The sequence below is a fragment of the Pseudomonas sp. JQ36 genome (genome assembly GCF_053851495.1).
Genome location: NZ_CM132642.1, coordinates 5,893,349 through 5,917,328, shown reverse-complemented (window position 1 = coordinate 5,917,328; position 23,980 = coordinate 5,893,349). Strand labels below are relative to the sequence as shown.

The 23,980-nt window shown below is 61.0% G+C and carries 19 protein-coding genes and 4 pseudogenes; 13 read left to right on the top strand and 10 right to left on the bottom strand.

Features of this window, described 5'->3' with window-relative positions; translation table 11 throughout:
• Positions 1 to 68: 68 nt before the first annotated feature.
• Complete coding sequence (locus ACS4NR_RS26675) at positions 69 to 2,921, bottom strand: RHS repeat domain-containing protein (RefSeq protein ID WP_456018746.1); 2,853 nt, start codon at positions 2,919 to 2,921, stop codon at positions 69 to 71.
• A gap of 177 nt (positions 2,922 to 3,098) precedes the next feature.
• On the opposite strand from ACS4NR_RS26675, the gene ACS4NR_RS26670 reads away from it, so the two are divergent.
• The 6 genes and pseudogenes from ACS4NR_RS26670 to ACS4NR_RS26645 form a co-directional block, all read left to right on the top strand.
• A complete protein-coding gene (locus ACS4NR_RS26670; protein ID WP_095139579.1) occupies positions 3,099 to 3,563 on the top strand; it encodes a multidrug transporter in 465 nt (154 codons plus the stop codon).
• A gap of 35 nt (positions 3,564 to 3,598) precedes the next feature.
• Positions 3,599 to 4,423: an SDR family oxidoreductase gene (locus ACS4NR_RS26665; RefSeq protein WP_456018745.1), complete on the top strand. Its 825-nt coding sequence runs from the start codon at positions 3,599 to 3,601 to the stop codon at positions 4,421 to 4,423.
• A 61-nt stretch (positions 4,424 to 4,484) separates the two neighbouring features.
• Positions 4,485 to 4,673 (top strand): annotated as a pseudogene (locus ACS4NR_RS26660) (SDR family oxidoreductase); the annotation flags it as partial.
• A gap of 61 nt (positions 4,674 to 4,734) precedes the next feature.
• Positions 4,735 to 4,923, top strand: a pseudogene (locus tag ACS4NR_RS26655) (SDR family oxidoreductase); the annotation flags it as partial.
• Between the two features lie 61 nt (positions 4,924 to 4,984).
• Positions 4,985 to 5,173: pseudogene (locus ACS4NR_RS26650) on the top strand (SDR family oxidoreductase); the annotation flags it as partial.
• 61 nt (positions 5,174 to 5,234) lie between these two features.
• Positions 5,235 to 5,423 (top strand): annotated as a pseudogene (locus tag ACS4NR_RS26645) (SDR family oxidoreductase); the annotation flags it as partial.
• A 100-nt stretch (positions 5,424 to 5,523) separates the two neighbouring features.
• Here the strand turns inward: ACS4NR_RS26645 and ACS4NR_RS26640 are convergent.
• Positions 5,524 to 6,405 carry a LysR substrate-binding domain-containing protein gene (locus ACS4NR_RS26640; RefSeq protein WP_456018744.1) on the bottom strand — a complete coding sequence of 294 codons (882 nt, stop codon included), beginning with the start codon at positions 6,403 to 6,405 and terminating at the stop codon, positions 5,524 to 5,526.
• A gap of 109 nt (positions 6,406 to 6,514) precedes the next feature.
• Here ACS4NR_RS26640 and ACS4NR_RS26635 point away from each other — a divergent pair, with 109 nt between their 5' ends.
• Together ACS4NR_RS26635 and ACS4NR_RS26630 are read left to right on the top strand one after the other, a co-directional pair.
• Positions 6,515 to 7,885, top strand: coding sequence for an MFS transporter (locus ACS4NR_RS26635; protein ID WP_456018743.1), 1,371 nt, complete (start codon positions 6,515 to 6,517; stop codon positions 7,883 to 7,885).
• Positions 7,882 to 8,280, top strand: coding sequence for a nuclear transport factor 2 family protein (locus ACS4NR_RS26630; protein WP_115986618.1), 399 nt, complete (start codon positions 7,882 to 7,884; stop codon positions 8,278 to 8,280). Before ACS4NR_RS26635 ends, ACS4NR_RS26630 begins: the two co-directional genes overlap by 4 nt.
• 129 nt (positions 8,281 to 8,409) lie before the next feature.
• Here ACS4NR_RS26630 and ACS4NR_RS26625 read toward each other — a convergent pair whose 3' ends face one another.
• From ACS4NR_RS26625 to ACS4NR_RS26610, 4 genes are all read right to left on the bottom strand, one after another.
• The gene (locus ACS4NR_RS26625) at positions 8,410 to 9,276 is read right to left on the bottom strand and encodes an efflux RND transporter periplasmic adaptor subunit (RefSeq protein ID WP_047292653.1); all 867 of its coding nucleotides are present in this window, start codon (positions 9,274 to 9,276) and stop codon (positions 8,410 to 8,412) included.
• A gap of 10 nt (positions 9,277 to 9,286) precedes the next feature.
• Complete coding sequence (locus ACS4NR_RS26620) at positions 9,287 to 9,487, bottom strand: DUF1656 domain-containing protein (RefSeq protein WP_003221811.1); 201 nt, start codon at positions 9,485 to 9,487, stop codon at positions 9,287 to 9,289.
• Positions 9,477 to 11,669, bottom strand: coding sequence for an FUSC family protein (locus ACS4NR_RS26615; protein ID WP_456018741.1), 2,193 nt, complete (start codon positions 11,667 to 11,669; stop codon positions 9,477 to 9,479). Before ACS4NR_RS26615 ends, ACS4NR_RS26620 begins: the two co-directional genes overlap by 11 nt.
• Positions 11,670 to 11,808: 139 nt before the next feature.
• Positions 11,809 to 13,308, bottom strand: a complete 1,500-nt coding sequence (locus ACS4NR_RS26610; protein ID WP_456018740.1) for an efflux transporter outer membrane subunit — start codon at positions 13,306 to 13,308, stop codon at positions 11,809 to 11,811.
• A gap of 283 nt (positions 13,309 to 13,591) precedes the next feature.
• Between ACS4NR_RS26610 and ACS4NR_RS26605 the strand changes: the two genes are divergently transcribed.
• The 4 genes from ACS4NR_RS26605 (at position 13,592) to ACS4NR_RS26590 (ending at position 17,589) form a co-directional block, all read left to right on the top strand.
• Positions 13,592 to 14,560, top strand: coding sequence for a LysR family transcriptional regulator (locus ACS4NR_RS26605; protein WP_027610909.1), 969 nt, complete (start codon positions 13,592 to 13,594; stop codon positions 14,558 to 14,560).
• A gap of 151 nt (positions 14,561 to 14,711) precedes the next feature.
• Positions 14,712 to 15,224 carry a hypothetical protein gene (locus ACS4NR_RS26600; protein WP_456018739.1) on the top strand — a complete coding sequence of 171 codons (513 nt, stop codon included), beginning with the start codon at positions 14,712 to 14,714 and terminating at the stop codon, positions 15,222 to 15,224.
• A gap of 731 nt (positions 15,225 to 15,955) precedes the next feature.
• The gene (locus tag ACS4NR_RS26595; RefSeq protein ID WP_456018738.1) at positions 15,956 to 16,930 is read left to right on the top strand and encodes a 2-hydroxyacid dehydrogenase; all 975 of its coding nucleotides are present in this window, start codon (positions 15,956 to 15,958) and stop codon (positions 16,928 to 16,930) included.
• Positions 16,931 to 17,079: 149 nt separating this feature from the next.
• Positions 17,080 to 17,589, top strand: a complete 510-nt coding sequence (locus ACS4NR_RS26590; RefSeq protein ID WP_456018737.1) for a DUF2165 family protein — start codon at positions 17,080 to 17,082, stop codon at positions 17,587 to 17,589.
• Between the two features lie 19 nt (positions 17,590 to 17,608).
• Here the strand turns inward: ACS4NR_RS26590 and ACS4NR_RS26585 are convergent, their stop codons facing one another.
• Entirely contained in the window at positions 17,609 to 18,511 is a 903-nt protein-coding gene (locus ACS4NR_RS26585; RefSeq protein ID WP_166496226.1) for a DMT family transporter, read from the bottom strand.
• Positions 18,512 to 18,765: 254 nt separating this feature from the next.
• Between ACS4NR_RS26585 and ACS4NR_RS26580 the strand changes: the two genes are divergently transcribed.
• A complete protein-coding gene (locus ACS4NR_RS26580) occupies positions 18,766 to 19,641 on the top strand; it encodes a helix-turn-helix domain-containing protein (protein WP_456018736.1) in 876 nt (291 codons plus the stop codon).
• Between the two features lie 141 nt (positions 19,642 to 19,782).
• Here the strand turns inward: ACS4NR_RS26580 and ACS4NR_RS26575 are convergent, their stop codons facing one another.
• The 3 genes from ACS4NR_RS26575 to ACS4NR_RS26565 all read right to left on the bottom strand — a co-directional run bounded on the left by ACS4NR_RS26575 (position 19,783) and on the right by ACS4NR_RS26565 (position 23,979).
• A complete protein-coding gene (locus tag ACS4NR_RS26575; protein ID WP_456018735.1) occupies positions 19,783 to 22,212 on the bottom strand; it encodes a TonB-dependent siderophore receptor in 2,430 nt (809 codons plus the stop codon).
• 214 nt (positions 22,213 to 22,426) lie between these two features.
• Entirely contained in the window at positions 22,427 to 23,416 is a 990-nt protein-coding gene (locus ACS4NR_RS26570) for a FecR family protein (RefSeq protein ID WP_456018734.1), read from the bottom strand.
• Positions 23,413 to 23,979, bottom strand: coding sequence for an RNA polymerase sigma factor (locus tag ACS4NR_RS26565; RefSeq protein ID WP_003221797.1), 567 nt, complete (start codon positions 23,977 to 23,979; stop codon positions 23,413 to 23,415). The genes ACS4NR_RS26570 and ACS4NR_RS26565 overlap by 4 nt, the downstream gene beginning before the upstream one ends.
• Between the last annotated feature and the right edge of the window lies 1 nt (position 23,980).

Genomic DNA, 23,980 nt, shown 5'->3' with positions numbered 1-23,980 from the left:
CAATGAGAAGCCCCCGTCCAGCCCGCTGCGTCCCCTATCCGCAGCGGGTTGGGCGGGGGCTTTTTTTTTCAACTCAACGAATGTTGTCGAGTCAGTCTTGGCCGGAAATGTCCCCCCAGCGATTGCCGCCTTCCCGCGTAGGGAGCCGGTGCGAGCAGTCCGATAAAGTCCTGAATCCGCTCCAGACTCTGCACCGTACTGGACGTTTGCATCGACAAATCGGAGACCGCTTCGAAAAGCTCCTGGTCCGCGCTGCCGGTGGTTGCCAGCTCGGTAAGGATGGCTTGCGTCCTGAACTCGACCATGTCGATGCCTGCCGAAAGATGTTCGTAAGTGTTGCTTAAAGCCTCAGCATTCAATCCCTGCGCTGCATGGATGAATTCCCGTCCCGTCTGGAACAGACCCCGAGTTTCCGCTCCCAGTTTGTCAGAGACTGCCTCGATCACTTTGTCCTCGACCTTGGCGCGCGCCAATTTGGTCAATCGTGATCGACCGTCGGCCGTGCGCGGATCATGCGCTGCCAATTGCAGTTTCACTGTGGCAAGACTCAGCTTCTGTTTCGGCTCGACGCTTTCAACCAGAGCCTTGGGATTCAATTCGCTGCCCTTGAAATGGATAGGTCGGTTCAACTGATAGGTGTCCACCACCTTGTCGATGGCTGCATCCGCCAACTTCCCGCCGACCTTCGTGCCAACCTTGCCCCCCAATGAACCGGCTACCGGTCCGAACACGGCGCCCACTGCAGTGCCAATCGCGCCACCTGCAGCTTGAGCGCCTGCGCTGAACGCGCTGCTGGCCAGTTGCGTTCCGACGCGCCTGGCCAAGGCCTGAAACCGGTGTCGCGCCTGAGTGTGATTGAGCAATGAGTTTCTGACGTCCGCTGCTGCCGAGGTTATCGTGCTCATTAATGCCTGCTGCTTTTGCACACTGTCAGCCAACTCTGATGTGGCGGTCTTCCCGCCCCCATCGGTGTCGACATGGTTCATGGGCGAGTTACCCACCATCTGGTACAGGTTCGGCCCGTCGATAAAGCCTTTCGGGTCAGGATTCAACCAGCGCTGCAACCACGGCATGTAATAGCGATAGCCGTAATAATAAAGACCTGTGGCATCGAGCTCCTTGCCCGAATAACGCAGGGTTTTGTAACTGGCCTCGGTGTCCTTGCTCCACGCCGTATCCCCGAACGGGAAGAATATTTCCTGACTGATGAGCCGGGCATCCTCGCCCAATTCCAGGCAGGTCGATCCTAGATGATCCGTCAGCATGTACCGATAATGATCATTGGAACCGGTGGGCGGAGCACTTTCCCAGTGCAGCACGTGTACACGGCTGATGTAGCCCTCGACGAAAATCACTTGCAGTTGTTCACCGGTGGCCGTGTCGGTGCGTAGCTCCAGCCCAGGCAAATAGCGTACCTGGGCCGTGACGCCGCGGGCATTCGTCTGGAGTGAGCGAATCTTGCGCACACGTTGACCGGAACCGTCGTAGCAATAGTGTTCACGGTCATTGGGGCCGCTGGCACGTTCGACCGGCGTCACCGATTGCAACTGATTACGCAGATTCCACGTCAATGAACTCCCCGCGTACAGCGCTCGCAAATTGCCACGGGGATCGAACGCCGCGGCAATCTCCTCTTCCGTCGGTGGCACGCCATTACGGTAAGGCAAACAGCGATTACTCGATCGGGCAGCCTTGAGCTCGCGGCCATTGTGTGCGCCAACATGCGTCAACAGCAGCAGATTGCCGGATTCATCGTAGTCGAAGGTCTGTCGATAATTGCTCACTGCTGCCGGATCATCCCGGCCGATGGACGCCGGCCCCTGAGTAGCGGCACCCGCTTCCCAACCGGTGGCCTCATGGAACTGGTAAAGGCTGTCGTAGTCGAAACGACTGACAGGATCGATACGCTGGTTGGCGAAATACCGGATCGGCAGAGCCTTGTCCTCGATGCTCAGCAAGTTGCCCATCGGGTCATAGTCGTAGATCAGATGTTGCAATACCTCGCCCCCGGCTTTCTTCGCATGGCGGGTTCGCAGACGACCGTCCTCGGGCTGATAGGTCAGCGTCGTCAGCACACCATTGCCCGCCAGTTCCTGAGTGACTTGCCCATCAGCGTTGTAACGAATGTCGCTCACCAGCGTTTGCGCTTTGGTCTGGTGCCGCAATTGCAGGTGGCAGGCGCGCAACTCCCCGTCCAGCGTCAACTCGCGGTTCTGATGATTATCACGTGCATCGACTTGTTCGAGTACCTGCCCCAGCGGCCCAAAGCGCCAGCGGGTCTTGGCACCGTCACCGGGTTCCAGCAAGCGCTGGCGGTCATCAACGTTTTGCGGCCAATCGGGGACGCTGGGGTCGAGTGTGAAGTGCCGGGTGTTTTCAATGCATTGCCCACTGATTGCAAAGCTTTGCGAGCACACACTACCCGCCGGATCATCGTGCCGAATCAACTGGCCCAGTTGATTCCGGGAGGGATCACCCGCGCCGGGCTGGCCGTAAGTGAGACGCTCGACGCACCGCCTCGGCTCGGATGCACCTTCTTCGAACACGGCAATCGGACGCAGCAGAGGGTCGTGTTGCACCTCGCGCCAGGTTTCTCGACTGTCCCAGTCGTACAGCGTCTCGGCACCCAGCCCGTACAACGCCAGCTGCGTACCGGCATCGACGCTGTCGGAGCGCAGCGTTCGCCCGATCAACGAATAAAGGGTGCGCAGATTCGCTGGCGTCAGCGGCTCGGTCGTCTGCAGTGCCAACAGGCGCGGATCCCACTGTTCAACAACCCTTCCGGCAGCGTCACGCATCGTGCGATTGATGCGGGTTTGAGCGGGGCAAAGGTCGTCGGCACGCCAATAACCAACCGTCCGCACCTGCAGTCCGCGCGGGTCGTTTACTGAAAGCGTCGGTGTTTTGCCATGCTTGTTCATCAGTTCGCTCCCGGCACTAGCGTTATCCTTGGTCCAGGGCATCAGAGCATCCGCGCTTTGCGATATTCAACTGTCAGAAATTACAGTACCGACTGACGGTACATTCGGATTACGTGCGAATGTCCATTGCGCCGGCCCTCCGGTAGGATGGTACTCACGAACCAAGGAGCGTTCCTCATGTTCATCGGCATCCTGCTGATCATCACCTGGCTGATCCTGCTGCTGCGCTATCCCGCCAAGGCTGTGCCGGTCTCTGTGGCCGCGGCTATTGGTCTGGGCTTGGTGGCCATGTGGGTGGTGTGGCTGGACAACCGCGAGATCAAGCAACTGGCGCGCCTTGAGATGCGCATCAGCTATGCACCGGAACAATGCCCGGCGGATCGGCCGCTGCAATTGAAAATGAAAAACGGCAATGACGTGCCGCTGACCGAACTGCGCTGGCGCATCGCAGCTTACGCGCCGGGCGACACGGTCAATCTGGCCGACAACCAGTACGCCGCCCCGCGCTATCGCGGCCCCGGCGAACTGCAGGCCGGTGGCGACTGGGAAGACTGCCTGCCGATGCCGCCGCTGCGCCCCGGTTATCGCCCACAAACCCTAGAGTTTCGTGCCGAGCGCTTGCAGGGCAGTTTCTCCGACTGATCCCCTCCCCTACTTTTTTGCCCAAGGAATGCGCCATGCCCGTTGCGTTGATTACCGGTTGCTCCAGCGGCATTGGCCGCGCCCTCGCCGATGCGTTCAAAGCCGCCGGTTATGAGGTCTGGGCCAGCGCGCGCAAGGCTGAAGACGTCGCGGCCCTCGCCGCTGCCGGGTTCAGCGCAATCGCACTGGACGTCAATGACGGCGTGGCGCTGGAACAACTCGCTGAGCGCATCAACCAGCAACACGGCGGCCTCGACGTGCTGATCAACAACGCCGGTTATGGCGCGATGGGGCCGCTGCTCGACGGCGGCGTGCCGGCCATGCAGCGTCAGTTCGAAACCAATGTGTTCTCGATTGTCGGCGTTACCCGCGCACTGTTTCCGGTACTGCGCGGGACCCAGGGGCTGGTGGTGAACATCGGCAGTGTCTCAGGGGTTCTGGTCACGCCGTTCGCCGGCGCCTACTGCGCCTCGAAAGCCGCGGTGCATGCCCTTACCGATGCGCTGCGCATGGAGCTGGCGCCGTTCGGCATCCGCGTGATGGAGGTTCAGCCTGGGGCGATCCAGTCGAGCTTCGCCAAGAATGCCGGGCACGAAGCCGAGCAACTGATCAACGAGCAGTCACCTTGGTTTCCGTTGCGTGAGGGGATTCGCGCGCGGGCCAAGGCATCGCAGGACAAACCGACGCCGGCCAGTGAGTTTGCCGCTGAGTTGCTCAAGGCTGTGCAGCAGGGCACGCCGCCAAGATTGATCCGCATTGGTAATGGCAGCCGCGCGTTGCCGTTGCTGGCGACGTTGTTGCCCAAGGGGTTGCTGGAGTCGACATTGATGAAGCGGTTCGGCTTGCGTGGGAAGCTCTGAGACCGGGTTGACGCTTTCGCGAGCAAGCCCGCTCCCACAGGAGAATGCATTCCAAATGTGGGAGGACAAACCGACCCCGGCCAGTGAGTTTGCCGCTGAGTTGCTCAAGGCTGTGCAGCAGGGCACGCCACCAAGATTGATCCGCATTGGTAATGGCAGCCGCGCGTTGCCGTTGCTGGCGACGTTGTTGCCCAAGGGGTTGCTGGAGTCGACGTTGATGAAGCGGTTCGGCTTGCGAGGAAAGCTCTGAGACCGGCTTGACGCTTTCGCGAGCAAGCCCGCTCCCACAGGAGAATGCATTCCAAATGTGGGAGGACAAACCGACGCCGGCCAGTGAGTTTGCGGCTGAGTTGCTCAAGGCTGTGCAGCAGGGCACGCCGCCAAGATTGATCCGAATTGGTAATGGCAGCCGCGCGTTGCCGTTGCTGGCGACGCTGTTGCCCAAGGGGTTGCTGGAGTCGACGTTGATGAAGCGGTTCGGCTTGCGTGGCCAGCTCTGAGACCGGGTTGACGCTTTCGCGAGCAAGCCCGCTCCCACAGGAGAATGCATTCCAAATGTGGGAGGACAAACCGACGCCGGCCAGTGAGTTTGCCGCTGAGTTGCTCAAGGCTGTGCAGCAGGGCACGCCGCCAAGATTGATCCGCATTGGTAATGGCAGCCGCGCGTTGCCGTTGCTGGCGACGTTGTTGCCCAAGGGGTTGCTGGAGTCGACATTGATGAAGCGGTTCGGCTTGCGTGGGAAGCTCTGAGACCGGGTTGACGCTTTCGCGAGCAAGCCCGCTCCCACAGGAGAATGCATTCCAAATGTGGGAGGACAAACCGACGCCGGCCAGTGAGTTTGCCGCTGAGTTGCTCAAGGCTGTGCAGCAGGGCACGCCACCAAGATTGATCCGCATTGGTAATGGCAGCCGCGCGTTGCCGTTGCTGGCGACGTTGTTGCCCAAGGGGTTGCTGGAGTCGACGTTGATGAAGCGGTTCGGCTTGCGAGGGAAGCTCTGAGACCGGGTTGACGCTTTCGCGAGCAAGCCCGCTCCCACAGGAGAATGCATTCCAAATGTGGGAGCGGGCTTGCTCGCGAAGGGGCCAGATCAGCCAACACTCAGCCCCAGCCCTTCATGAAATCAATAAACGCCCGTACCTTCAGCGGCAGATGCCGGGTATCCGGGTACAGCGCATAAACACCCTGCTGGGCAAAGCGGTAATCGGCCAACAACCGCACCAATCGCCCGGCCTGCAGATCCTCCTGAATCAACCACTGCGGCAAAATCGCCACGCCTTGCCCGGTCAACGCAAACGCCCTGAGCGTCGCCGAGTTGTCGGCGACGATGGCGGTGGTCCCCGGTTTTGGCTGGTAGACATGCTCGCTGCCGGCCGGGTCGGTCACAGTCATTTCCGGGACGCGGCCATGGCCCAGCGTCGGCATCGACTCCAGCGTCGCCAGCGTGGCAACCGGCGCAAAGCGTTCGACCAGCTGCGGCGCGGCCACCGCGAACACTTCGAACTTCGACAACTGCACAGCACGCAGATTGGAGTCGTGCATGCGGCCGAGGCGGATCGCCAAGTCGAAGCGTTCGGAGATCAGATCGGCGTGAGTCGAGGACGTCGACAAGTGAATGTTCAGTTGCGGCTGTTGCTGGCGAAACACCTCCAGCGCCGGCACCACCTGGGCCAGGGCAAATTCCACGGTGGTGGTGATGCGCAACGTGCCCTTGAGTTGCGAATGCTCGGAGCGCGCCTCCTCGATCGCCAGTCGCGCTTCGTCGAGGGTGCGCAGGCAGCGCCGATAGAAGCGCTCGCCGGCATCGGTCAGGGCCAGTTGCCGGGTGTTGCGCGTAAGCAAGGTGACGCCCAGTTCCTCTTCCAGGCGCTTGAGATTGAAGCTCACCACCGCCCGAGTTTGGCCCAGCGTCTCGGCAGCCGCCGTCAACGATCCAGCCTCGACCACGGCTTTGAAGGTGTCAAAACGGTCCAGGCTGACCATATTCAGCGCACTCCCTGTCAAAATTATTTTGACAAACTAGCAGGCAAACCAGCGTTTTCCTAACGCCTGAAGCGCACTACCCTGCGCGTCTCATCACAGGGAAGCTGCCATGGCCTATCGCTCGAAAGTCGCGCTGGTGTATCTGTTCGGGTTCGCCCTCGACCTGCTGAACATGTTCGCCGCGAGCATTGCCTACCCGGACATCGCCCGGGAATTACAGGCCTCGGTGACGCAACTGGCGTGGATCACCAACGCCTACATGCTCGGCCTGACGCTGATCATTCCGCTGAGCGTGTGGCTGGCGGCACGCCTGGGCGAGCGGCGGCTGATTCTTGGCTCGTTGCTGCTGTTCGGTGTCGCTTCCGGTCTGGTGGCCCAGGCCGGGTCGATTGAAAGCCTGATTGGCTGGCGCCTGCTGCAAGGCCTCGGTGGCGGCTTGTTGCTGCCGATCGGTCAGGCCTTGGCCTACCGGCAGTATCCCGCAACACAACGCGCGCACCTGACCGGCGTGGTGCTGATGGTCGCGCTGATGGTGCCAGCCCTGTCGCCGGCGGCGGGCGGCCTGATCGTCGAGGCGTTGTCCTGGCGCTGGATTTTCTACCTGAACATGCCGCTGGCGCTGCTCGCGTTCGGCCTGGGTATGCTGTGGTTGCAAGCGGATCAACCCGGCACGGAACGCCCGACACTGGATCTGCGTGGCCTGCTGCTGGCGGCGTCAGCCCTGAGTCTGTTGCTGATTGCCGTGAGTCTGGCGAGCGCCGCCGCTACCCGTCACCTCGCCGGCGGGGTTTTGCTGCTCGGCGTCCTGACCTTATGGCTGTACCTGCGTGATGGCTGGCACAAACCCGACGCGGTGCTCGACCTGCAACTGCTCAAGAGTCCGTCACTGCGCCTGGCGATGCTGATCTACCTGTGCGTGCCCGGGGTGTTTACCGGCACCAACATGATTGCCGTGTTGTACCTGCACGACCTCGGTTTCGGTGCAGCGCAGACCGGTGCGCTGATGCTGTCCTGGGCGGCAGCATCGGGGATGGCGATCATGCTCGGCAAACGCAGTTTCAACCGCATCGGCCCCAAACCGTTGCTGATCACCGGGATGCTTTTGCAGTGCCTGGGGATTGTCCTGCTGATGCGCATCGAACAGCCCGCCGCCACGCCGCTGATCATTGCCTATGCCTTGATGGGACTGGGCGGCAGCCTGTGCAGCGTCACCTCGCAGAGCCTGGCGTTTGTCGGCATCGCGCCGGAAAAAATGGGCCACTCCAGTGCTTTGTGGAACATCAATCGCCAGCTCGGTTTCTGCCTCGGCGCGGCGCTGCTCAGTTCGCTGTTGGGCGCATTGGGCGGCAACGGATTCAAATACTGCTTTGTCGCGGCGGCCCTGCTCACCTTGCTGCCCATGATCGCCGTGCTGCGTTTCGACGCCTCTAAAGTGCTCGCCCTGTTGAGCCCACCTCCCCTTCAGGAAAAATCCACATGATTGACTACAACGAATATTTTGATGAAGTGATCCAGGCCCACCTGGTGATCGAACGCTGGTTTGCCGTGGAGCAGGATTCAGCGGAACTGGAGCCTTTGCTGAGCCGGTTCTCGGCGGATTTTTCCATGGTCACGCCGCTGGGCCGGGCGCTGGATATCGAAGCCTTGCGCGCGCTGTTTCAAGCGGCAGGCGGGAAGAAGCCAGGATTCAGGATCGAGCTCAGTGAGCTGCGCGGGATTGCCCTGCATGCGCATGGCGCGACGCTGAGCTATCGCGAGCAGCAGAGCGATGCGAGCGGGTTGCACACTGATCGCCGGTCGACGGTGGTGCTTGAAAGAAGCGAGGACGGGCGGGTGCTGTGGCGGCATTTGCAGGAGACGTTTTGCGCTGAGTGATTACTCGGTATTGGTCTGAAAGACCGGGTTGTCCTTATCGCGAGCAGGCTCACTCCTACAAGGGATCTTCGGTGTGGCAGAGATCCAGTGTAGGAGTGAGCCTGCTCGCGATTCAGTCGGCGCGGTCTGTCAGTTATCCACAGACTCTTGCTTTACCACCACGGTGCAAGTAATCCCCGCCGCCAACAACACGCCCTCTGGCACTTCATCGATGTGAATGCGCACCGGCACCCGCTGCGCCAGACGCACCCAGTTGAACGTCGGGTTCACGTCGGCAATCAACTCGCGGCTTTCCGGGTTATCGCGGTCGTAAATGCCGCGAGAAATGCTCTCCACGTGGCCCTTCAGCACTTCGCCGCTCATCAACTGCATGTCGGCCTTATCGCCTACGCGCACGTGCGGCAGTTTGGTCTCTTCGAAGAAGCCGTAGACCCAGAACGAGTTCATGTCGACCACGGCCATTTTCGCTTCGCCGATGCGCGCGTAGTCACCGCGATGCACGTTGAGGTTGGTCACATAGCCGTCCACCGCTGCGCGCACTTCAGTGCGTTTGAGGTTGAGTTCGGCGGCTTCCAGCTGCGCTTGTGCGTGTTGATAATCGGCCAGCGCGGCGTCGGCGATGTTGCTGGCGTCGTCGCGGTTTTCCTTGGAGATCACCAGATTGTCGAGATCGGCGCGACGATGCGCGTTGACCTTGCGCATTTCCCATGTCGACTTGCGCGAAGCGACCAGCGACTGCGCCTGTTTGACCGCGATGCGGTAGTGCTCGGGGTCGATCTGCATCAGCAAATCGCCCTTCTTCACCAACTGGTTGTCGCGCACCGGTACGTCGATCACTTCCCCGGTGACGTCGGCCGCGACGTTGATGATGTCCGCCCGCACTCGACCGTCGCGGGTCCACGGGGTGTTCATGTAGTGCTCCCACAGGGTCCGGCCGATCCACAGTGCCAGGGCCAGCACCAGCAGGGTCGCGAGCAGGCTGAAAAACTTTTTCATCAGAACGTTCTCAACGGTAGACAGTCAGCGCCATGGCGCCGAACAGACAGGTAAACAGACTCAGACGCAGCAGCGCCGGGTGCCAGAAAAAGCGGTACAGGTCGAACCCCGAGAGGAACCGGTCCAGTGCCCAGGCCAGCGCCGCAGCGACAAAAAACATCAGGGTCATGGTCGGCATGTACACGCCGTGGAAGGCGATTTCACGAGGCATGGGCAAGTCCTTCGGGCTTGGCAACGGCATAGGCAGCGAGTGGTGATTGCGGGTCGAGCAACGAGGTGCGGATGAAGTGCAGATAGCTCTTCACCCGGCGTAACGCGGACGTGTCGAAGTGCGGCGCGAATGGCTCGTCAGTCGCGGCGACCCGGCTGATGGCGTGATCGACCGCCACCAGTGCGCGCTCAAGATTGCTCGGGTTCGGTTGCAGAAACAGCCGCACCAGCGCCCGCCCCATCACGCGAATTGCCTGACGCCATGGCTGCGACTCGGCATACGCCGGATGCACCGGGAGGATCGCCTGTTCCTTGCGCAACTCGATGATCGCGTGGCCGACTTCGAGCACCACGAACATCCAGCGCAGCAGGTTCTTCTGCACCGTCGGCTGACCTGCCGCCAGACCATAAGCCTGGTGCAGCAGGTCGCGGGTACGACTCTCGAAACTCGATGCCAGGCCCTTGAGCTTGCCGCTGATCGCATAGACCACTTGCTCGCGCAGATCCTGCTCCAGGCGCTTCCACAACCAGCGGCTGTTCGGCGGCAGAATGATCGCGCCGGCAGCGGCGCAGACCAGCATGCCCATGACCATGGCGATGTAGTCGTTGATGAAGCTGTAGGGGTTGTAAATGGTCAGGTTGTCCGGCACCGAACCGGTGCTGAAGAAGATCAACAGACCCAGGCCGACCCCGGCATATTTCGGCCGCGAAGCGAGGAACGAGCCGAGCACGATGACTGGCGCGAGCATCACGCACAGCAAGGGAAAACCGTCGATCCATGGGAAGATGAAAAACATCTCGACGAAGCCGATCAGCGCCCCGAGAAAAGTCCCGCAGGCCATTTGAAAAGCCATGCGTTTGGGGTTGGGCGTGGCGGCAGACAGGCCCACGGTGGCGGCGGCAATCAGGGTCATGGTTGCGCCGCTCGGCCACGCGGTGGCGACCCAATAGCTGCCCAGTACAATCAGGATGAACGAGGCGCGAATCCCCGAAGCCGCAGCGGCCCACCAGTTGGTTTGCGGGGTGAACGGCTCGTCCCAGCGCTCACGCTCGTGACTGTGATCAGCCAGCGAGGCGTGGGTCTGTGCATAACTGTGCAGGTCGTCGACGAAGCGATAGAGCAGTTCGTATGCGGTGTGAAAATCCAGTTGTTCGGCTTCACTCGGACCGGTTTCCTGAAAGGCTGCACGCAGGCTGCGCACCCGCGCCGGCAGACCTTCCTTGTAGCTCGCCAGTGCCGTGACCAGACGTGCGGCGTCCGGGCTGGTCAGGGCGCGGCCACTGAAGCCGTCGAGCACTTCGGCCAGATCCTGCAGGCCCGGTCTGATCGCGGCCACCACGTGTTCTTCGTCATTCACGCGCAGGCGTTCCAGCAACTGATGCAACGCATTGAAGCGCGTGGTGATGCCCATGAACTCGCTGTTCAGGCGACTGAGGCGACCGTTGCGCCGGCGCATGTGCGGGTCTTCGAACACGGTGACGCTGCGCAACCCTTCCAGCCCCACGGCTTCGGCGATGAAACGCACGTTGTTGGTCTCGAAGGCGTCGGCTTTGCTGCGTCCGCGCAGGCCATCGGTGACGAACAACGCAAACACGCCGAAGCGCTGATACAAGGCGTTGCGCATTGCTGCGCTGGCGGTTTGCGGCAGGATTGCGGCGCTGACCACTGTCGAGCAAAGAATCCCCAGCGAGATCTCCAGCACCCGCCAGACGGCGGCCATGAACGCACCGTCCGGATGCGCCAGCGCCGGCAGCCCGACCATCGCGGCGGTGTAGCCGGCGAGGACAAAACCGTAGGCGCGGAAGTTACGGCAACGCGCCGCACCGGCCGAGCAGATGCCGACCCAGATCGCCAGCGAACCGAGGAACAACTCGGTGTTCTGCGCGAACAGCGCGATCAGCGTGACCATCATCGCCGACCCGGCCAGGGTGCCTAAGAAGCGATAGAAACTCTTGGCGAACACCTGACCGCTCTGCGGCTGCATGACGATGAACACGGTGATCATCGCCGTGCGCGGCTGCGGCAGTTCCAGGCGCATCGCCAGCCACAGCGTGAGGAACGCGGCGAGCAATACCTTGAAGATATACACCCAGGTCACGCCATCACTGCGCGCCCAGTCGAAAAATCCGCGGCGCCATTCCAGGGAGTAGAGCCAGCGTAGAGGTGCGGGCAAGGGAGTCATTAAATTTTGCTCAAGAATTCAGTCGAACCGGAGAACCTGTGGGAGCGGGCTTGCTCGCGAATGCGGTGTGTCAGACACCTGATGCGCTGGCTGACACACCGCATTCGCGAGCAAGCCCGCTCCCACAAGGGTTGTGTGTTCACCGCAGGAGGGCCGGGGTTTTCGGGGCTGCCGTTTGCTCGGTGGTGGGCACATCATTGCCAGCCCCGAGAGCGCCACCCAGCGCCGTCACCAGCTCGGCATGCGCACTCAAGCGCGCCGCCTGCACCTGCTGCTGCACTTGCTGTTGTTTGAACAGCAAGGTCTGCGCATTGAGCACGTTGAGGTAATCGGTGAGGCCGCGCTGATAGGCGATCATCGCGATGTCGTAGGTCTTCTGCGCGGTGGCCACCGACTCGGCGGCGAACGCTTGCTGCTTGTCCATCGACTCGCGGCGGATCAACTGGTCGGAGATGTTCTTCAGCGCATTGACCAGCGTCTGGTTGTAATGCGCCACGGCAATGTCATATCCGGCGGACGCTTCGCCCAATTCGCTGCGCAAACGCCCACCGTCGAAGATCGGCAAGGAGATCGCCGGGCCGACGTTGTAGTTGAGTTTCTTGCCGGTCAAAAACTCTAGCGCACCGCCGCCGGTGGCCATGTAGCCGAGGCTGCCGACCAGATCGACGTTGGGATAAAACCCGGCGTGCGCCACATCGATGCCGCGTGCCTGCGCTGCCACTTGCCAGCGACTGGCGACCACGTCCGGGCGCTGACCGAGCAACTCGGCGGGCAATGCCGACGGCAGTTTCAACGCAGCACCCAGCGCCAGAGTCGGCCGCTGCAACTGCGCCCCGGCGCCCGGGCCTTTGCCCGCCAGCGCGGCGATCTGGTTACGGCTCAGGGCGATTTCTTCGTCCAGCGCATCCAGTTGCCGATGGGTCTCCGGCAACGGCGTTTCGGCCTGACTGACTTCAAAGTGCGTGCCGATGCCGCCGTCGAGACGCTTCTGCGCCAGATCCAAAATCTGCTGTTGCTGCTTTAGCGTCGCGGCGACGATGTCGCGCTGAGCGTAATGCAGCGACAGCTCGATGTAGGCGCGCACGATGTTGTTCTGCAACTCCAGCTGCGCCAGCCGCGCTTCGGCGGCGCTCATGTGCGCCAGATCCACCGCGCGCTCACTGGCATTGCTTTCCCGGCCCCAGAGGTCGAGGACGTAGCTGAAACCCAGCGCGGCGTTGTTGTCCCAGGTGGTGGTGTTGGCCAACTCGCCCGGGCCGTAGAACTGGTCGGTCGGCCAGTTGTGGCGTTTGAGCGTCGACTCGCCATTGATCTGCAACGACTCGGCGGCCTCGGCGACACCGGCCAGCGCCTTGGCCTGACGCACCCGCGCCGCGGCCATGGCCATGCTCGGGCTGCCCTGCACGGCGAGGTCGATCCAGTGATTGAGTTGCGGATCGCCGTAGGCTTGCCACCATTGTGCGGTGGGCCAATTGGCGTCTTTGGCGGCGTGAGCAATCGCGTCGTCAGTGGCCAGTGCGTCGGCTTCCAATGCCTTGCTATGCGGGGCGATTCCTTGCGTTGAGATGCAGCCGCTGAGACCCAGGGTAAAAGCCAGAACACTGAGCGGCAAAAGCGCTCTGTTGATGCGACGCGGCACAGCTGCGAATTCCTGAAAGAGGATAAGGCGGGGGCGTGTTCCCTCTGTAGGAGCTGCCGAAGGCTGCGATCTTTCGACCTTGATTCCCTTAAAACAAAATCAAAAGATCGCAGCCTTCGGCAGCTCCTACATGGGAACGGCGCAATTCTATGGAACGCCCTGTGTGGCGATAAGCTGGGATTCCTGTGAATCTTTGTTACCGTTAACGAGATAATCCCTTGGTCGGGGGTCTCAGCCCCTGAAACTTCGTGTCACAATTTGCCATCTCCCTTGAGAGCACCCCATGGACACATTGCAAAACATGCGCGCCTTCAGTTGTGTGGCCGAAGCCGGCAGCTTCACCGCCGCTGCCGTGCAACTCGACACCACCACGGCCAACGTTTCGCGCGCGGTCTCCAACCTGGAAGCCCACCTGCAAACCCGCCTGCTCAATCGCACGACCCGGCGCATCGCCCTGACCGAGGCCGGCAAGCGCTACCTGCTGCGCTGCGAACAGATCCTGGCCTATGTCGAAGAAGCCGAAGCCGAGGCCAGCCAGGCCCACGCGCGCCCCGCCGGCCAGCTGAAAGTGCACACCATGACCGGTATCGGCCAGCACTTCGTGATCGACGCCATCGCCCGCTACCGCAAGACCCACCCGGACGTGACCTTCGACCTGACCATGGCCAACCGCGTGCCGGACCTGCTCGACGAGGGCTACGACGTGTCCATCGTGCTGGCCAGCGAACTGCCGGACTCGGGCTTCGTCTCGCAACGCCTGGGTATCACCTACAGCATCGTCTGCGCCTCCCCGGCCTACGTGAAAGCCAACGGCTGCGCACAAAAGCCCGCAGACCTGCTGAACCACGCCTGCCTGCGCCTCGTCAGCCCGGTGATCCCCCTGGAAAAATGGGCCTTCAACGGCCCGGACGGCCAGGAAATGGTCACCATCAACAGCTCGCCGTTCCTGGTGAACTCCGCCGACGCGATGAAAGCCGCGATCATCAGCGGCATGGGCGTCGGCGTCCTGCCGGTCTACGCTGCCATCGAAGGCCTGCGCAACGGCACGCTGGTGCGGATGATGCCCAACTACCGCTCGCAGGAACTCAACCTGTACGCGATCTACCCGTCGCGGCAATACCTGGATGCGAAGATCAAGACTTGGGTCGAGTATTTGCGCGGGTCACTGCCGGAAATCCTTGCCGCGCACCAGGCAGAACTGGCCGCCTACGAGCTAAGCGGCAGCCTGGCTGGGGCAAGAGTGGCAAATTGACGTTATTTAGGGGGGCGGCAAAGGAATGCCAAACCCTGCATTTTGAATACTCCCCACTTAAATATCACCTGTCAGATATGACAGTGGACAGGCAGATTCTTTCGGCGAAACATCCTGGGGCACGTCTCATTTACGCCACGGAAGAAAAGCCATGAATTTTTTTTACTCCCCCCCCGAAAACCACCTCGTCACCGCAGAAGGCGAACTCAACGCCATCATCCATAACAACTTTAAGTTCCCGGATTTCAAAGGTATTCCACAGTTTTTCGTCACTAATGAGAAGATCGTAGCCGTATCTGCACGACACCAAATAACGGAAAACCAATGGAACTCCATTTCCGTAACCTTCCCCTATTTGGTTGAAAACAGACGGTATGAGTTTCAAGTAAATAGCGGGGTAGAACCTCCTTTGTTCATCGAAAGTTGCCGAACAGCCGATGGCGGCTCCATGAGTCGTGCACACCCGGCCAAAGACGACGTTGGTCATATCATTTTTGATTTCGATCCCAACGCCGGAACACTGGAAGCCACCTTCAACTACACCATCATCGGCGACCAATCGGCAGGGCACCAAGCGGTAGGAAACATAAAAATCAAAGGTCTGACGCACACAAACGGTTACTGCCTCGAAAAACTTTTCAGCAAGTCCAACGCTTCCGACTGAGCCGGTAAGCCTCATTTGTGATCTCGCCATCTGACAGGTTGGCCGAGCTGGCGGTGAATCGGGTGCTGGATAATGTGGAAGTGAGCCAATCTGCAGCACACAGCTGAGCCATTGTGGGAGCGGGCTTGCTCGCGAAGGCGTCAGCACATCCAACACTTTCGGTGACTGACACACCGCTTTCGCGAGCAAGCCCGCTCCCACAGGGATGGAGTGGATTCAGTGAGATCCAGGTCGGCTGTCAGGCCGCCTTCGCGAGCAAGCTCACTCCTACAGAAAAGCAAAGCAGTCCAGACAGACCGCATGCTCTTCACCACTCAATGGCCGAGTGTCAGCTCGCCGAAAGCACTTGATCTTGCCGTGCCGGCCCCATCGGCAGGCTGAGTGGAGGGGTTTATCCGGGGGTAGGCGCGCAGCGCCATGCGGCGAAGCCAAATGCATCGAGAGGAGGTGCAGCGAAGCAAACCGGAGGCGATGCCCCCGGATGAACCCCGCAACGAAGGAACCCGAGCCACGGCGAGGGCCGTACGCCGGGGCCAAGACCTTTGGTTACTTTGGGGCGTTTGCCAAAGTGACTCGCCGTAAGGGCGAAACCGCCAGCCGCAACACCCGAAGCAACGGATAACCCCCCAAAACCCCACGAACATGGTCGGCCCAGAGGCCGCCAAGACAAGCCAAACCCCACAAAGAAATGTTAGCGTGCTTGGTAATAAAGACAGCCGAGCCCAAGCCCAATGAAAAAAACAGTCCTGGCCTTCAGCCGCATCACCCCACCCATGATCGAACGCCTGCAACAAGAGTTCGACGTCATCGTCCCCAACCCCAAGAACGGCGACATCAACGCCCAATTCAACGAAGCCCTCCCCCACGCCCACGGCCTCATCGGCGTAGGCCGCAAACTCGGCAAAGCCCAACTCGAAACCGCCGCAAAACTCGAAGTGGTCTCCAGCGTCTCCGTCGGCTACGACAACTACGACCTCGACTACTTCAACCAACGCGGAATCATGCTCACCAACACCCCGGACGTGCTCACCGAAAGCACCGCCGACCTCGCCTTCGCCCTGATCATGAGCAGCGCCCGCCGCGTCGCCGAACTCGACGCCTGGACCAAGGCCGGCCAATGGCAAGCCAGCGTCGGCGCACCGTTGTTCGGCTGTGACGTCCACGGCAAAACCCTGGGCATCGTCGGCATGGGCAACATCGGCGCCGCCGTCGCCCGCCGTGGCCACTTCGGCTTCAACATGCCGATCCTCTACAGCGGCAACAGCCGCAAGACCGAACTGGAACAGCAACTCGGCGCGCAGTTCCGCAGCCTTGACCAACTGCTGGCCGAAGCCGACTTCGTCTGCCTGGTGGTGCCGCTCAGCGACAAGACCCGACACCTGGTCAGCCACCGCGAATTGGCGCTGATGAAGCCAGGTGCGATTCTGATCAACATTTCCCGTGGCCCGGTGGTCGACGAGCCGGCGCTGATCGAAGCGCTGCAGAACAATCGCATCCGCGGCGCCGGTCTGGACGTCTACGAGAAAGAACCGCTGGCCGAGTCGCCGCTGTTCCAGTTGAAAAATGCTGTGACATTGCCGCACATCGGCTCCGCCACGAATGAAACCCGCGAAGCCATGGCCAATCGTGCACTGGCCAATCTGCGCAGTGCGCTGCTCGGCGAACGTCCGCAGGACCTGGTCAATCCGCAAGTCTGGCGCGGATAAAAAAATGACGGGCAAGTGCAGAACCGCACTTGCCCGTTAGTTGCCGCCCTACACAACTTGAAATTGAACAACAAAGCCAATTAAACAACAGCATTATAAGCTCTGCCTGGCAATCGAATGATCGACCACTGCTATGGAGAGCTAATCCCGTGACCAACCTGACGACCGACAAAGTTATTCGCTACAGCAAAGTTATATTGATGGCTTACATCAGCTTCTTTGGTGTGCTGGTGATGATTCATAACTTTACCGACTATGACTCGAACTACACATACGTGGCTCATATCCTGAGCATGGACACCACCATCGCCAATGAGTCCATAAAATACCGAGCCATCGATTCACCGATGATTCATCACCGGATCTATTGGTTCATCATCACGCTGGAAGTGACGTATACGACGTTATGCCTGATAGGCACCTATCAACTCTATCGGCACATCAATGCACCTGCTGAGGTATTCCACGAGGCAAAAAAGTTCTCGATCATGGGCATATTGGCGGCAATCTTCATTTATTACGTGTGCCTGCAAACCGTAGGTGTGGAATGGTTTGACATGGACACCTCACAATCATGGAATGCCAAGGACTGGGCCCGGCATATCATTGACTTCATATTCCCGGTGATGATTTACATCACCTTGAAAGTCGAGCGCTGATGTTCAGCGATCGGTTGTTTCATACCAACTTCCCCTGCACCGGCGCCACCAGCGCTTTCGGCTTACGAAACACCAACACATTACCCAGCATCACCAACACCAGCCCGAGCAACGCCGGTGCCGTCCACTGATAACCTTCAGCAAACGCCGACACGTTCAGCGCCACCACCGGGAACAGCACGGTGCAATACGCCGCACGTTCCGGCCCCATACGCCCGACCAGCGTCAGGTACGCGGTGAAGCCGATCACCGAGCCGGGGATCACCAGATACAGCAACGCCCCGACGTAACGTGGCGACCAATCCATGTCGAACGCAATGCCGTTGACCAGACACCACGCCGACAACATCGCCGCACCATACGCCATGCCCCAGGCGTTGGTGGTCAAGGGTTTCAAGCCTGCCTTCTGCTGCAGGCTCGACAGCATATTGCCCGCCGAGAAACACAAGGTGCCGCACAGCGCCAGGCCAAGACCAAGCAACGTTTCGGGGCTGGCGTGATGGCCGGCCAGTTCCGGCCAGAACAGCATTCCCAGACCGAACAAACCCAGCGCCCCGCCCATCAATACGTTGCGCGCGATGCGCTGACCGAAGAACACGCGGGCATTGAGCGCATTCCACAAAGTGGCCGTTGAAAACACCACCGCCACCAGCCCGCTGGGAATCCACTGGCTGGCAGTCAGAAAGCACATGAAGTTGACGCAGAACAGGCACAGCCCCTGCGCCACACAGATCAGATGGCCGCGCCGATTCATCGGTTGCAGCCGCCGACTAAGCAGCAACAACACGAACAGCACCAGCGCGGCGAGACCGAAGCGATAAACGATCGACACCGGGATCGCGACCACGCCCAGTTGCCATTTCAGGGCAATCCAGGTGGTGCCCCAGATCAGCACGGTCAGCAGATACAGCGAAAGATTCATGACGAAACTCCTGAGAACACCTGGCACTCTGTGGCGAGCGAGCTTGCTCGCGCTTGAGTGCACAGCACTCATTAATGAAGCCGCTGCGCAGCCCGGCGGGAGCAAGCTCCCTCGCCACAGGTTTGTGTTTAATAGCGATTCAGGGTGGGGCAGCCAGGATCGGGGCGCTTGCAAAATCTTGCGCTTTTGTCGCCCGGCAGGTCGGCAGCGCGAAGGCTACGGAGTAGGATGCAAGGCGTTGGAGAGAACCGAATATGGCCGCTATCGATACCCTGCAAGTTTTTCAAGCCCTCAACCGCTCGCCGAATGCACGCCTGGTGCACAGCGCCGAGCTCGGTGACGGCTTGTCTGCGGCCCTGTGGACCAATCACCACGATGCCCGGGAATACGAAGCGCCGAGCCACCACACCCTTTCCTGCTACATCGCCGGTGGCACGGGTACCTTTCGCCGTGGCCAACCGGGACACAAGGGCGGACCGGACAAGCTGTGCATCCTGCCGACGGATCACGAATCCGGCTGGGTGATCAACGGCGATATCCGCCTCGCTCATCTGTATTTCAGTGCCGAGCAGTTTGCGTTGGGGTGTGTCACCTTGCTTGATCGTGAGCCGCGAGAGATGCAGTTGCGCGAGCAGACCTTTCTGGAAGATCCGCAGCAGGCCCGACGCTTTCGCCAGTTGCTGACGCTGAACTGGGACGAACCTGCCGAACGTTTGCTGACCAGCAGCATTGCCCACGAATTGATCAGCCATACCCTGCTCAGCCAGGTCGGCGCCCGGCAGGGTTTGCGCCTCAAGGGCGGACTGGCGCCCCATCAGCGGCGGCAACTGGTCGAGTTCATCGACAATCAGTTGGCCGAGCCGATCAGCCTCGGGCAACTGGCCGGGCTGTGTGCGCTGTCGGAATACCACTTTGCGCGGATGTTTCGCGTGAGCTTCGGCCTGCCGCCGCATCAGTACGTGCTGGCGCGACGCTTGAGCCGGGCGCGGGAGTTGTTGCGCGCGACGGCGTTGCCGCTGGGGGAGATCGGACTGGCGTGCGGGTTTGCCAGCGCCAGTCATTTCACCAACCGGTTTCGACAAGTGTTGGGCGGGACACCTGGGGATTATCGGCAGGCGTTTTTGCGTTAGATCCGAGATGTTTATTGCCTGATCGGCCGCTTCGCGAGCAAGCCCGCTCCCACAGGGTTCAGAGTGAACTCAGATTGTGTGAATAACACCATCCAATGTGGGAGCGGGCTTGCTCGCGAAGAACGATGACGCGGTCCTGAATCAGAACTCCAAAGTGCTCGACAACGAAATCTGCCGCGAATCGCCCATCGACACAAAGAACCGGCTCGCCGCCGAGGTGTAGTAAGTGCGGTCAAACAGGTTCTTCACGTTGAGCTGAAACTTGACCTTCTGCCCTTCGAGTCTGGTGTCGTAAGTGGCAAACGCATCGGCCACGGTATAGCTCGGCAGGTCGAAATCATTCACCGCGTTGCCCGCGCGTTCGCCGACATAGCGCGCCCCGGCGCCGACCCGCAGTTGATCGCCGCCGATCACGCTGCCGAAGTCATACACCGCCGACAATGAGCCGCTGTTCTTCGCCACGTTTTGCAGACGATTGCCTTTGTAGTCCGGGTCTTCGGTGACCTCGGCATCGGTGTAGGCATAGGCGCCGATCAGGCTCCAGCGATCGGTCAACTGCCCGGTCAGGTCCAGTTCCAGACCCCGGGAACGCACTTCGCCAGCCGCGCTGTAGATGGTGGTCGGGCCTTCAGAATTGGAGACCAGCACGTTGCGCTTCTTGATGTCGAACAGCGCGATATTGCCGGTGATGCGCCCCGGCATATCCAGACGCGCACCCAGTTCCCACGACTTGGCTTCTTCCGGCGCGATGCTGCCGTCGAGCACGGTGCTGCTGCCGCTGAGCGGGGCGATGGTCGAGTTGGGTTTGAACGATTCGGTGTAGCTGCCGTAGAACGACAACTCGTCGGTGTAGCGATACACCAGCCCCGCGCGAGGGACGAATTTCTGCCCGTTGCTGTCGGTGTTGGCCTTGAACGGCACGCCTTTACCCGCGTACTGGTCGTACTCCTGGAAGCGCCCGCCGGCGACCAGAATCCACTGATCATTGAGGTGGATGGAGTCCTGCAGGAACACCGAATCACTGCGCAGCAGATCGGTCTGCGCACTGTCCGCCGGGCTGACCGTGGTGCCTTCGACTTCGCGGGCGTAGACCGGATTGACATAGCTGAAGGTGCTCAGGCTTTTCTGGCGGATCAGGTCGGCGCGGTAGATCTTGCGGTACTCGTCGTCCACGCCAAACACCAGGTCATGTTGCATGCCCAGCAGGTTGACCTTGCCTTCGAGGCTGGCGGTGGTGAAGCGGTCAGTGCTGATTGCGCCTTGTGTGCCGTCCATGCTGCGGGTCAGCGTGCCTTTTTTGGTGTCGATGGCGGTCACGCGCACTTGGCTGGCGTCGTAGGTTTCGCGGTTCCAGCTGTAGCCGAAGTGGGCCTTCCAGTCGTCGTTGAGTTCGTGGTCGGCCTCGAAATGGTACAGGTCCGAGCGGCCTTCCATGTCGTTGAACGGCTCGTCCAGACGCTCGTTGCGCGAGATGTCCAGCGGATGGTTGGTGCGCGGATCGATCACCGTGCCACGGTCGAACGGCGTGAGGAATTCGCGATGCTCATAGCCGAACGACAGCTTGGTGCGCTCGCCGAACCAGGCCAGCGAAGGCGCGATCAGCGTCTCGCGATGGGTGCCGTAGTTGCGCCAGTAATCTTCGTCTTCATGGTCCAGCACTAGCCGGTAGGCGAGCCCGGATTCGCCCAGCGCCCCGGTACTGTCGAAGGTGCCACCGCTGCCATTCTTGCCGTCGCCGTAAGTCGAGCCCCGCAGGGTCAGCGCGTTGTATTGGGTCAGTTCCGGTTTCTTGCTGACCAGGTTGACCACGCCGCCCGGATCCTGAATGCCGTACAACAACGAGGCCGGGCCCTTGAGCACTTCGACGCGATCGACCGTCGCGTTCATGCCACGGCCCTGCACGATCGGCATGCCGTCGCGCATGATCGAGCCGTTGCGGTTGTCGCCAAAGCCGCGGGTCATCACCGAGTCTTGCGTGCTGCCCAAGGTGTTGCCCTGGGTGATGCCGCTGACGTTGGCCAACGCATCGTCGAGATTGCGCGGGGCCTGATCGCGAATGACCTGGGCCGGGATCACGTTGACGGTCTGCGGGATTTCCTGCAGCGAAGCCGAGGAGCGCATCACCGAACTGGTCTGCGGCGGCTGATAGCTCATCGATTCGTCACGCATCGAAGTGATGGTGGTCGCGCCGAGATTGAGTGCGCCTGCGCTGGGTTGCGGTTCCAGCGCCAGGGTGTGGCTGTCGGTACGGCGGAAAGTCATGCCGGAGCCGCTGAGCAGGCGTTGCAGCGCTTGTTCGGCGCTCATATGGCCGCTGACCGCCGGGGCGTTGAGGCCGTACGGCGCTTCATCGGTGTAGACCACGCTTTGCCCGGTGACGCGGCTGAAGTCGCTCAGGGCCTGGGGCAACGGTTTGGCGCTCAGGGAGAAATTGAACTGTTTCTGCGCCGGGCTGCTGACGGTTTCAGCGGCCAGCGCCACGCTCATCGGCAACAGCGCCAATGCGCAAAAACTCAATGCCGAAACACCCAACCACTGTTTGACCGAACCCGATTTTGCCCTGGACTTCATTGCTCAATGACCTGTGTAGAACCGCAACGGATGCGAATGGCTCGCAGTTTCAGTCACTACACGGATGGGGCTGTGGTTTACCTCACCACTCATTTGAAAATATTTTTCGAGAGCAGTGTCGGTAGTTCTGACGCCTTCGCGAGCAAGCCCGCTCCCACATTCTGGAATGCATTCCCCTGTGGGAGCGGGCTTGCTCGCGAAGAGGCCAGTAGACCTAGCGCAAAATAATCAGATGCCCCAGCACCTGATGCTGCTCAAACCCCAGCACCCCTCGCAACGAACTCAACACCGCCTGCGGATCCTTGCTCGGAAAACTGCCGCTGACCTTGCGCGCTGCCAGTTCATCATTGAGCACAACAATCCGCCCTGGGTAATAGCGCCGCAGATCCTCCACCACGTCGGCCAGTGACGCCTTGTAGTAATTCAGCCAGCCCTGACGCCAGGCCAGTTGCGCCTCGCTGTCCACCGCGTGCAGTTTTTCTGCACTGCCCTGCCCGTAAGCCACTTGCTGGCCGGCGGTCAGAATCTGCTGTTGCGCGTTGCGATCCGCCGTCACGCCAACGCGCCCGGACAGCACCGTGACCTGCGCACCATCGGGCTGCAGACGCACTTCGAATTGCGTGCCGAGCACCCGCGCCTCGCCCTTCTCCGCCGCGACCACAAACGGATCCCCCGTATGCGTGACACTGAAAAATCCGGCACCGCGACGCAATTGCACATGCCGCTCGCCATGACTGAAATCCACCGCGATAGCGCTGTCGGCGTCCAGCGTGACTTGCGATTGATCGGCCAGTGTCACCGTGCGGACTTCCCCCGGTGCCGAAACGTAATCGGCACCCAGATCATCGATCCAGCGCTGCGGCTGCCAGCCTGTGCCGAGGCTGATCATCAGCATCAGACACGCGGCCATCGCCAGCGCGCCCGACCAGCGCAGCCGCGTTGAACGACGCGGACGATCCATCGCATTGAGGTAGCCCTGCAACGCCAACGCCTCTTCATCGGCCAAGGTGCGCGCCGGGCTTTCGCTCAACTCCCACAACACTTGCGCCTGGGCGTAAGCCTCGGCGTGGGCCGGATCGGCGCGCAGCCAGTGGCTGAAGGTCAGTTGATCGCCGGTGCTCGGGCGGTCGTGTAACAAGCTCAGCCAGGCGAGCGCGGCCTGTTCCTGAGCAGGCGTCGGGGTGACGCGGTCGGTGACTTTCACGGTGCTTTCCCTGGCAGGCGTGGCGCGGGTTCGCGCAGGCTGGCCTTGCAGGCCTCGAGGGCGCGCATCATATGTTTTTCCACGGCGCTTTGGGACAGGCCCATGGCTTTGGCGATGTCTGCGTATTTGCGGCCGTGGATGCGATTGAGCAGGAAGATCTGCCGGGTGCGCTCGGGCAAGGCACGCAACGCCGCCTCGACATGGCGCAGATCATTGCCCGCTTCGAGCGCGGCTTGCGGTTCGCTGCCGTGGCTGTCCGGCGCATCCGGTTGCCAGCCCTCATTGACCCGCACCCGCGTGCCCTCGCTGCGCAAGTGGTCGATGGCGATGTTGCCGGCGCAGCGCAAAAGGTAGGTGCTGAGTTCTTCAACTTGCACCAGCGGCCGCCGCCAGAAACGCAGGAACAGATCCTGCACCAGATCCGCCGCCGTGGCCCGGCAACCGACACGCCGGTTCACCAGCGCTTCCATCTGCGAGCGCTGCGACAGGAACACCTGGAGAAAATGCGCACGCGCGCCGTGCGGCTCGTCGTCGCGGGATTCCGGGGGATGACCGATCAGCATG

Coding starts and splice junctions, on each gene's coding strand:
- ACS4NR_RS26575 (WP_456018735.1), bottom strand. CDS start 22,212: ATGAAGTCCAGGGCAAAATCGGGTTCGGTCAAACAGTGGTTGGGTGTT.
- ACS4NR_RS26670 (WP_095139579.1), top strand. CDS start 3,099: ATGTTCATCGGCATCCTGCTGATCATCACCTGGCTGATCCTGCTGCTG.
- ACS4NR_RS26625 (WP_047292653.1), bottom strand. CDS start 9,276: ATGAAAAAGTTTTTCAGCCTGCTCGCGACCCTGCTGGTGCTGGCCCTG.
- ACS4NR_RS26595 (WP_456018738.1), top strand. CDS start 15,956: ATGAAAAAAACAGTCCTGGCCTTCAGCCGCATCACCCCACCCATGATC.
- ACS4NR_RS26675 (WP_456018746.1), bottom strand. CDS start 2,921: ATGAACAAGCATGGCAAAACACCGACGCTTTCAGTAAACGACCCGCGC.
- ACS4NR_RS26620 (WP_003221811.1), bottom strand. CDS start 9,487: ATGCCTCGTGAAATCGCCTTCCACGGCGTGTACATGCCGACCATGACC.
- ACS4NR_RS26585 (WP_166496226.1), bottom strand. CDS start 18,511: ATGAATCTTTCGCTGTATCTGCTGACCGTGCTGATCTGGGGCACCACC.
- ACS4NR_RS26580 (WP_456018736.1), top strand. CDS start 18,766: ATGGCCGCTATCGATACCCTGCAAGTTTTTCAAGCCCTCAACCGCTCG.
- ACS4NR_RS26605 (WP_027610909.1), top strand. CDS start 13,592: ATGGACACATTGCAAAACATGCGCGCCTTCAGTTGTGTGGCCGAAGCC.
- ACS4NR_RS26635 (WP_456018743.1), top strand. CDS start 6,515: ATGGCCTATCGCTCGAAAGTCGCGCTGGTGTATCTGTTCGGGTTCGCC.
- ACS4NR_RS26640 (WP_456018744.1), bottom strand. CDS start 6,405: ATGGTCAGCCTGGACCGTTTTGACACCTTCAAAGCCGTGGTCGAGGCT.
- ACS4NR_RS26565 (WP_003221797.1), bottom strand. CDS start 23,979: ATGCTGATCGGTCATCCCCCGGAATCCCGCGACGACGAGCCGCACGGC.
- ACS4NR_RS26600 (WP_456018739.1), top strand. CDS start 14,712: ATGAATTTTTTTTACTCCCCCCCCGAAAACCACCTCGTCACCGCAGAA.
- ACS4NR_RS26630 (WP_115986618.1), top strand. CDS start 7,882: ATGATTGACTACAACGAATATTTTGATGAAGTGATCCAGGCCCACCTG.
- ACS4NR_RS26665 (WP_456018745.1), top strand. CDS start 3,599: ATGCCCGTTGCGTTGATTACCGGTTGCTCCAGCGGCATTGGCCGCGCC.
- ACS4NR_RS26615 (WP_456018741.1), bottom strand. CDS start 11,669: ATGACTCCCTTGCCCGCACCTCTACGCTGGCTCTACTCCCTGGAATGG.